9 protein-coding genes are annotated in these 8,618 nt (G+C 68.7%); all 9 read right to left on the bottom strand.

What is annotated here, in order from left to right; genetic code table 11:
• Positions 1 to 96: 96 nt before the first annotated feature.
• Complete coding sequence (locus HY68_RS19800) at positions 97 to 1,332, bottom strand: DivIVA domain-containing protein (RefSeq protein ID WP_041990711.1); 1,236 nt, start codon at positions 1,330 to 1,332, stop codon at positions 97 to 99.
• 49 nt (positions 1,333 to 1,381) lie between these two features.
• Complete coding sequence (locus HY68_RS19795) at positions 1,382 to 1,678, bottom strand: YggT family protein (protein WP_041990710.1); 297 nt, start codon at positions 1,676 to 1,678, stop codon at positions 1,382 to 1,384.
• Positions 1,679 to 1,747: 69 nt separating this feature from the next.
• A complete protein-coding gene (locus HY68_RS19790; protein ID WP_041990709.1) occupies positions 1,748 to 2,356 on the bottom strand; it encodes a cell division protein SepF in 609 nt (202 codons plus the stop codon).
• A 123-nt stretch (positions 2,357 to 2,479) separates the two neighbouring features.
• Positions 2,480 to 3,199 (bottom strand): YggS family pyridoxal phosphate-dependent enzyme, encoded by a 720-nt coding sequence (locus tag HY68_RS19785; protein ID WP_041990708.1) that lies wholly within the window; start codon positions 3,197 to 3,199, stop codon positions 2,480 to 2,482.
• Positions 3,200 to 3,205: 6 nt separating this feature from the next.
• The gene (pgeF, locus tag HY68_RS19780; RefSeq protein ID WP_041990706.1) at positions 3,206 to 3,952 is read right to left on the bottom strand and encodes a peptidoglycan editing factor PgeF; all 747 of its coding nucleotides are present in this window, start codon (positions 3,950 to 3,952) and stop codon (positions 3,206 to 3,208) included.
• Positions 3,949 to 5,157 (bottom strand): cell division protein FtsZ, encoded by a 1,209-nt coding sequence (gene ftsZ / locus HY68_RS19775; RefSeq protein ID WP_041990704.1) that lies wholly within the window; start codon positions 5,155 to 5,157, stop codon positions 3,949 to 3,951. Before ftsZ ends, pgeF begins: the two co-directional genes overlap by 4 nt.
• Before the next feature lie 276 nt (positions 5,158 to 5,433).
• Positions 5,434 to 6,225: an FtsQ-type POTRA domain-containing protein gene (locus tag HY68_RS19770; RefSeq protein WP_041990702.1), complete on the bottom strand. Its 792-nt coding sequence runs from the start codon at positions 6,223 to 6,225 to the stop codon at positions 5,434 to 5,436.
• A gap of 20 nt (positions 6,226 to 6,245) precedes the next feature.
• On the bottom strand, positions 6,246 to 7,340 hold the full coding sequence (murG, locus tag HY68_RS19765) for an undecaprenyldiphospho-muramoylpentapeptide beta-N-acetylglucosaminyltransferase (RefSeq protein WP_041990699.1): 1,095 nt from the start codon (positions 7,338 to 7,340) through the stop codon (positions 6,246 to 6,248).
• 6 nt (positions 7,341 to 7,346) lie between these two features.
• Positions 7,347 to 8,618, bottom strand: a 1,272-nt coding sequence (gene ftsW / locus HY68_RS19760) for a putative lipid II flippase FtsW (protein ID WP_198533308.1), incomplete at its 5' end; no start/stop codon positions are given.

The following is an 8,618-nucleotide window of genomic DNA, read 5'->3' as shown; positions in this document are numbered from 1 at the left end:
ACTCGCAGCGCACGCAAAAGGGCCGGGCCCGAGGTTTTCACCTCGGGCCCGGCCCTTTGCCTGCCGACGGCTACGCGCAGCGCGCGCGCAACCCCGTCAGTTGTCGTCCTCGTCGATCAAGAAGCCGCGCATCGGTGACGGTGCCTGTTGCATCGGCTGCGGCGCCTGCGGCCGTACCGGTGCCATCGGCTGGGTCATCGCCGGCGACATCTGCTGCTGGCCGCCGTACGACGGACCCGGGCCGGGGCCGTGGCCGCCGCCCATGGACGGGTTGCCGCCCATGGTGTGACCCATCGCACCCGCACCGGCCGGAGCCATGGACGGCGACGGCGGCAGCGACGCGGCAGCGGGTGCGCGCGGCGGGGCCAGCGAGTCGTCGGCCTGGGTCTCCAGCTGACGCAACTGGCTTTCCAGGTAGGACTTCAGACGGGTGCGGTACTCGCGCTCGAAGCCGCGCAGGTCCTCGACCTTGCGCTCCAGCGTCGCGCGGGCGGACTCCAGCGAGCCCATCGCCACGCGGTGCTTCTCCTGCGCGTCCCGCTCCAGCGCGTCCGCCTTGGCGCGGGCGTCCCGCTCCAGACCCTCGGCGCGGCTGCGCGCCTCACCGACGATCTTGTTGGCTTCGGAACGCGCCTCGGCGATCGCCTGGTCCGCGGTCTGCTGGGCGAGCGAGAGGACTCGGGCAGCGCTGTCGCCGCCGGGGCCCTGGCCGGGCTGGCCCATTCCCGGGTGGCCGCCCATGGGGCCGCCCATCGGTCCGCCCATGGGGCCGCCCTGCATCTGCTGACCCTGCATCGGGCCGCCCTGCATGGGACCGCCCTGCATCGGGCCGCCTTGCATGGGTCCACCCTGCATGGGACCGCCCTGCATCGGGCCGCCCTGCATGGGTCCACCCTGCATCGGGCCGCCCTGCATCGGACCGGGGCCGTGCTGCTGCTGGCCGCGCGGGTCGTGACCCTGGGGTCCATGGCCCTGCGGGCCGTGGGCACTCGGGCCTGCCGGGAGCTGCGGGGCACCGCCGGGCAGCTGAGGCGGACCCATCTGCGGGGGCTGCTGCTGGACCGGCGGGCCGGATATGGCCGCTGGAACGGGACCGCCGGTGCGATCCTGAGGTTCTGGAGGCTTGCGCATCCCCTGCTGCTGTTGGTTCTGCGCGGCGGCACGCGTCGCGGCGGCCAGCTTGGCGCGCAGATCCTCGTTCTCGCGGAGCAGGCGGGTCAGTTCGGCCTCGACCTCGTCGAGAAAGGCATCGACCTCGTCCTCGTCATAGCCTTCTCGGAGGCGGACGGTCGTGAACTGCTTGTTCCGCACGTCCTCGGGGGTCAGCGGCATCTCTTCTTCACCTCTACGTAGTCGTCGGCAGTCGGCAAGACCGTATCGTTCACACGCTGCTCGCAAGTTTGCTTACGAGCGAGATCAGGATGTACACGATGATCATCAGAACGAAGAAGGACAGGTCGAGTGCCACGCCCCCGAGACGCAACGGCGGAATGAACCGCCGCAGAAGCTTGAGCGGTGGATCGGTGACAGTGTAGGTGGCCTCAAGTACGACCACCATCGCCTTGCCTGGTTGCCATGAACGCGCGAACTGGAAGACGTAGTCCATGACCAGCCGGAAAATCAGCACGATGAGGAAGCACATCAGCGCGATGTAGACCACCTGCAGCGCTACGCCCATCCCGCGCTTCCCTCTCCCCTGGCTCTGCCTTGGCCCGGCCTCGCGGCCGGGTCGTTCCCGGTGTGGTTCTCAGCTCTGGTTGAAGAATCCGCCCTCTGCGATGCGGGCCTTGTCCTCCGCCGTGACATCGACGTTAGCAGGAGACAGCAGGAACACCTTCTGCGTCACCCGCTCAATGCTGCCATGAAGACCGAACACCAGACCCGCGGCAAAGTCGACAAGTCGCTTCGCATCGGTGTCGTCCATCTCGGTCAAGTTCATGATCACCGGCGTGCCTTCGCGGAAGTGTTCCCCGATGGTACGGGCCTCGTTGTAGGTCCGCGGGTGCAGTGTGGTGATGCGATACGGCTCCCGCTCGGACACAACCTTGGGCATGATCACCGGTGCGTTCTTCTCCAGGCTCGGGCGTTCAGGTGTGATGGATGCCACGGGGGCGATTCGTGCCGGACGTCCGCTTTCTGCGGCTAGCGGCACCGGCTCCCGCTCGCGCTGGGCGGGTGGTTGGGCCATGCGCACCGGTTCGTCCCGCTCCTGGTGCACCGGCTGGTGGCGCCGGTGCTCCCGCTCGGGTTCCGGCTCGGGTTCGAAGTCGTCGTCGGGGTCGAAGCCCCGGCCGTCGTACCCATCGTCCTCCACGAGGCCGAGGTAGACCGCCATCTTGCGCATCGCGCCGGCCATGCTCTGGGTCCTCCGCTCTGTGGTGGATCGGCCTCGTCACCAAGTGCCCTCGATCCACTCGGTCCATCCGCCTTACGGCGAAATGACCATATTTTCTACTGTGGTCCGACTTGCTTCGCGACGTTACCCGAGCAGGGGTCGGACTCCGAGTACCGCCGTACCGACGCGCACATGTGTCGCACCCGCCTTCACGGCTTCTTCGAGATCCGCGCTCATCCCTGCTGAGACCATGTTCGCAGCCGGAAGGGCCGCGCGCAGGCTGGATGACAATTCCAGCAGACGCTCGAACGCGGCCCGTTGCCGACCCGCGTACGGTCCGGCGAGCGGCGCGACCGTCATCAGACCGCCGAGCCGCAGTCCCGGGGCTTCGGCCACCGCGGTGGCCAACTCCTCGATCCCGTCGGGCGCCACGCCGCCGCGCGATCCGCGTTCGCCGGACTCGGCGTCGAGCGCCACCTGGATCAGACACTCCAGTTCACGCCCGGTGCGCACCGCGGCAGCCGACAGCGCCGTGACAAGCTTGAGCCGATCGACAGACTGCACCACGTCCGCGTAACTGGCTACGGAACGGACTTTGTTGGTCTGCAATTGACCGACGAAGTGCCAGGTAAGCGACAAATCCGAACAAGCGGCGGCTTTCGGGGCGGCGTCCTGGTCGCGGTTCTCGGCGACGTGCCGGACACCCAGCTCGTGCAGGAGTCGGACGTCGCTCGCGGGGTAGGTCTTGGTCACGACGATCAAGGTGACCTCGTCCCGCCGCCGGCCCGCTGCGGCGCAGGCGGAGGAGATACGTTCCTCCACCGTGGCGAGGTTTCTGGTGAGTTCGGCTCTTCGGTCGGTCATCGCGTATCAGTCCAGCCAGACATAGCCGGCGAGCCGCCCGGTCGTGCGGTCGCGCCGGTACGAGTAGTGATCGGCCGACTCCCGGGTGCAGAACGCGGAGCGCCGACGGTCCTGAACGCCCAGCGCGTCGAGTTGCGCGTGCACACCCGCGGTCACGTCGACGGCCGGGGTGCCCCAACTGGTCTCGGCCCAGGCGGCGGGTACGGCCGCCGCCACCTCGGCCCGCATCTGCTCCGGCACCTCGTAGCAGCGCCCGCAGACGGCGGGTCCGGTACGCGCGGTGATCCGGGCCGGATCGGCGCCCAGTGTGATCATCTTCTCGACGGTGGCGGGGACGACCCCCGCGACCATCCCGGGCCGTCCGGCGTGCGCCGCCGCCGCGATCCCGGCGACCGGATCGGCCAGCAGGACGGGGACACAGTCCGCGGTGAGCACCGCGAGCGCGAGGCCGCGCCGCCGGGTGACGAGCGCGTCGACCGCGGGGATCCCGCCGCCCGCCGCCGGCTGCCACGGCTCGTCGACCACGGCGACGTCCCGGCCGTGCACCTGGTTCATCCAGACGACCAGCTCGGGGTCGAGCCCGAGGGACTTCGCCGCCGTCCCGCGGTTCGCCAGGACGGCGGCGGGGTCGTCGCCGACCGCGCCGCCGAGGTTGAGCTCCTCGTACGGAGCGGCGCTCACCCCGCCCCACCTGTCGGTGAAGGCGAAGTGCGCGCCGCCCTTCGAACTGACTTCGGTGATCGGACTTATCACTTCAAGAAGTCCGGGACGTCCAGCTCTTCGGCCTGGCTGTCCTGGTACGGACGGGCCGGCGGGACCTGGGGTGCGCTGACCGGCGGGAGCGGCTTCTCGTTGACCGGCGTGGGGTCGGCCTGGACCGGCTTCTCCTCACGCGGCGGCACGGTGCCGAGACCGCTCGTGGAGCGGCCGCTGTCCGCGTTCCTGGCCGGGGCCGGCTGCTCGTCGCGCTTGCCCGAGGCACCGAGCACCGTCTCGCGCCGGGTCGGCGGCTGTCCGCCGTCGAAGCCCGCGGCGATCACGGTGACCCGCACCTCGTCGCCCAGGGCGTCGTCGATGACGGCGCCGAAGATGATGTTGGCCTCGGGGTGGGCCGCCTCGCTCACCAGCTGCGCCGCCTCGTTGATCTCGAAGAGACCGAGGTCGCTGCCGCCGGAGATGGAGAGCAGCACGCCGCGCGCGCCGTCGATGGACGCTTCGAGGAGCGGCGAGGAGATCGCCATCTCGGCGGCGGCCACCGCGCGGTCGTCGCCGCGCGCCGAGCCGATGCCCATGAGCGCCGAGCCCGCCTCGGACATCACGGACTTGACGTCGGCGAAGTCGAGGTTGATCAGACCGGGTGTGGTGATGAGGTCGGTGATGCCCTGAACACCCGACAGCAGCACCTGGTCCGCGGACTTGAACGCGTCGAGGACGCTGACCTGACGGTCCGAGATGGACAGCAGCCGGTCGTTGGGGATGACGATGAGGGTGTCGACCTCTTCGCGGAGTTCGGCGATGCCGTCCTCCGCCTGGTTCGCCCTGCGCCGGCCCTCGAAGGTGAACGGCCGGGTGACCACACCGATCGTGAGCGCGCCGAGCGAGCGTGCGATGTTGGCGACGACGGGTGCGCCGCCGGTGCCTGTGCCGCCACCTTCGCCTGCGGTGACGAAGACCATGTCGGCCCCCTTGAGGACCTCCTCGATCTCCTCACGGTGGTCTTCTGCCGCCTTACGACCGACTGCCGGATTGGCTCCGGCGCCGAGGCCACGGGTGAGTTCCCTGCCGACGTCGAGCTTGACGTCTGCGTCGCTCATCAACAGGGCTTGCGCGTCAGTGTTGATCGCGATGAACTCGACACCCTTGAGGCCGACCTCGATCATTCGGTTGATGGCATTGACACCACCGCCGCCGACACCGATGACCTTGATGACTGCGAGGTAGTTCTGCGGTGCTGCCACGTCGAAGGCCTCTCGCCTCGAGTTACGTGTCGTCGCTCCGCCGATGTGGCGCCGCGACGACTGATGCCGATGGGACGGTCCGAAACGCCGACCCAAACCCTAACGTTGAAGTTTAGGGTTACCAGTGTGTCTGCTTCTTGGACTCTTCCGAACAGGACACTAAGTCGACAAGTGGCGCACGTTCAACGAACACGCCGAACCTCCCGTTTTTCTTTTCACCCTATGTGATCACCCATAGCGATGACCAACCAGGGTGGTGGCCAGCACATATGCCCGTCAACTCCCTGACGCGGCAGGCGCGGTGGGCGCGCTCACATCGAAGTGACCAGCCTTCGGAACTGCTTTCATCAAGGCGGTGAGCGCACGTGCCTTGGCCGCGCCGTCCTCGCTGCTTCCCCACATCACCGTACGGCCTCCGCTCAACTCGAGAGAGATCGAGTCGTACGAACGCACGTGCAAAGTCCTGGTGTCGGCGGCGACCTTGCCGGGCAGTGCCCTGCGGATCGCGACCGCCTCACGCACCAGCCGGGTGCTGGTGAAGCGCTGTTGGGCCGGGGACTGAGCCACCGTCAATTCGAGCAGGGGTACGCCCTTGGGCGCCTTCTCCACGGTGGCGAAACGCACTCCTCCGGCGTCCACTTCGATGAACTTTGCGCCCTTTTCGATGAGCAGCGCGGGCTTTCGTTCGACGACATTCAGCGTGATGCCGTGCGGCCAAGAACGAACCGCCTCCACGGAGTCGATACGCGGCAGCTTCTGCCGGACCCGTGCCTCAATCCCGTCCGTGTCGACGGAAATCAGCGGCGATCCCATCGGTACGGCCGCCGCTTGCGCCACCTGGCCGGGAGTCAGCACTTCTGTGCCGGAAGTCTTCACCCGGTCGACGCGCAGCCACGAAGAACCGTAAAGCAGCCAGATTCCGCCGGCGAGAACCAGAACCACCGCAATCAATACGACGATCACACGACGGCTGGGAATCCGGCTGTCCCGCCCCTCCGGCCCCCCGTCGGGGCGGCCGGACTCCGACTGCGGTCGCGCGCCACGCTCGGCGGTCGACGGTCCGGCCATGCTCCCTGCCTCTCCGCCTCCTACGCCTGACGGCGTGCGGCGATCGCCTCGTACACCATGCCGACGAGCAGGTCGTCGGCGTCCCTGCGGCCGAACTCGGAGGCCGCGCGGGACATCTCGTACAGCCGGTGCGGATCGGCGAGCACCGGGAGCACATTGCCCTGGACCCACTCGGGAGTGAGATCGGCGTCGTCGACCAGCAGGCCGCCGCCGGCCTTCACCAGCGGCTGGGCGTTGAGCCGCTGTTCGCCGTTGCCGATCGGCAACGGGACGTAGGCGGCGGGCAGCCCGACCGCCGAGAGTTCGGCGACGGTCATCGCGCCCGCGCGGCAGAGCATCATGTCGGCAGCGGCGTACGCGAGATCCATCCGGTCCACATACGGTACCGGGACATAGGGCGGCATACCCGGCATGTTGTCCACATGCGGCATTTCGTTCTTCGGACCGACCGCGTGCAGGATCTGGATCCCGGAGCGCTGGAGCGTCGGCGCGATCTGCTGGACGACCTCGTTCAGCCGGCGCGCGCCCTGCGAACCGCCGGAGACGAGCAGCGTCGGCAGGTTGGGGTCGAGACCGAACGCGGCGCGCGCCTCGGGCCTGACCTTAGCGCGGTCGAGGACGGCGATCGTACGGCGCAGCGGGATGCCGATGTAGCGGGCGCCCCGCAGCTTGCTGTCAGGGGTCGAGACGGCCACGGCCGCCGCGTACCGGGAGCCGATCTTGTTGGCCAGGCCGGGGCGCGCGTTGGCCTCGTGGACGATGATCGGCACGCCGAGACGCTTGGCGGCGAGATAGCCGGGCAGCGCCACGTAGCCGCCGAAGCCCACGACGCAGTCGGCCTTGGTGCGTTCCAGGATCTGCTCGGCGGCCTTGATCGTGCCGCGCAGCCGCCCGGGGACGGTGATCAGCTCGGGTGTGGGCCTGCGGGGCAGCGGTACGGCGGGAATCAGCCCCAGTTCGTACCCGCGCTCGGGTACGAGCCTGGTCTCAAGACCGCGTTCCGTGCCGAGGGCCGTGATCCCCACGGTGGGGTCCTGCCTGCGCAGGGCATCCGCGAGGGCGAGCGCCGGCTCGATATGACCGGCGGTCCCCCCACCTGCGAGTACGACATGCACCGAAATTCACCGCTCTCCGGACGGACGCTTCTTGACGCGCCGTCTCATCGTCTTCCATCTCGCCCCGGCACGCTTCTTCCTGCCGAAGACAGGCTGCCGCATGGCCAGGGCCGCCTTCGCCGCTGGATCCTCTCGCGCGAAGGCGATCAGCAGCCCGACGGCGAACATCGTCGGCAGCAGGGCCGACCCTCCGTAGGAGAACAGCGGCAGCGGGACCCCGGCGATCGGCAGAAGGCCGAGCACCGCACCGATGTTCACCACGGCCTGAGCCGTGATCCAGGTGGTCACACCTCCCGCCGCGTACCTCACGAAGGGGTCCTCCGTGCGTCCGGCCACGCGGATACCCGCATAGCCTAGAGCCGCGAAGAGGGCGAGCACCGACAGCGTCCCCGCAAGACCCAGTTCCTCCCCGGTGATGGCGAAAATGAAGTCCGTGTGCGGTTCGGGCAGTTGGCCCCACTTCTCCACACTCGCGCCGAGACCGGAACCGAACCATCCGCCCGATGCCAGAGCATAGATGCCGTGGACGGCCTGCCAGCACTGGTCGGCGGGACCCGACTCGCTGGCGCCGATGCAGCCGAGCCTGCCCATCCGGTTGGGGCTGGTCTTGATGAGCATGGCACCGACGGCGAGGGCCACCGCGAGTACCGCTCCGAACAGCCGGGTGGGAGCCCCGGCCAGCCACAGCAGGCCGAAGAGGATGGCGGTCAGGATGATCGCCGTACCCATGTCGCCGCCGAGCATGATCAGACCGAGCAGCATGAAGGCGACGGGGACGAGCGGCACCAGCAGGTGCTTCCACTGGGTCAGCAGGTTCTTGTCCTGTTTGCGACTGAGCAGATCCGCGCCCCACAGGATCAGCGCCAGCTTGCCGAACTCGCTGGGCTGGAGCTGGAAAGGGCCGCCGAGCGAGAGCCAGTTCTGGTTGCCGTTGACCGACTGCCCTATCCCCGGGACCTGCACGAGCGCCATCAGGAAGACCGTGCCGGCGAGCAGCGGATAGGCCAGCGCCCGGTGCAGTTTGGCGGGCATCCGGGAGGCGACGAGCAGCAGCCCGCCGCCGATGAGGGCGGCGAGCAGTTGTTTGCGAAAGAAGTACGAGGCGGGCAGCGACAGCTCAAGTGCCTTGATCATCGAGGCGCTGTAGACCATCACCAGACCCAGCACGGTGATCAGCGAGGCGCTGCCGAGGATCAGGTAGTACGCGGTGAGCGGCCGGTCCCAGGTACGGCGGGCGTTCTCGTAGAAGCCGCGAACCCCGCCGCCGCGCGGCGGGCG

It is taken from the genome of Streptomyces sp. AcH 505 (genome assembly GCF_000818175.1).
Classification (GTDB): domain Bacteria; phylum Actinomycetota; class Actinomycetes; order Streptomycetales; family Streptomycetaceae; genus Streptomyces.
Note: the sequence above shows the minus strand (reverse complement) of the source record. Positions and strands in the feature narration are given on the sequence as shown.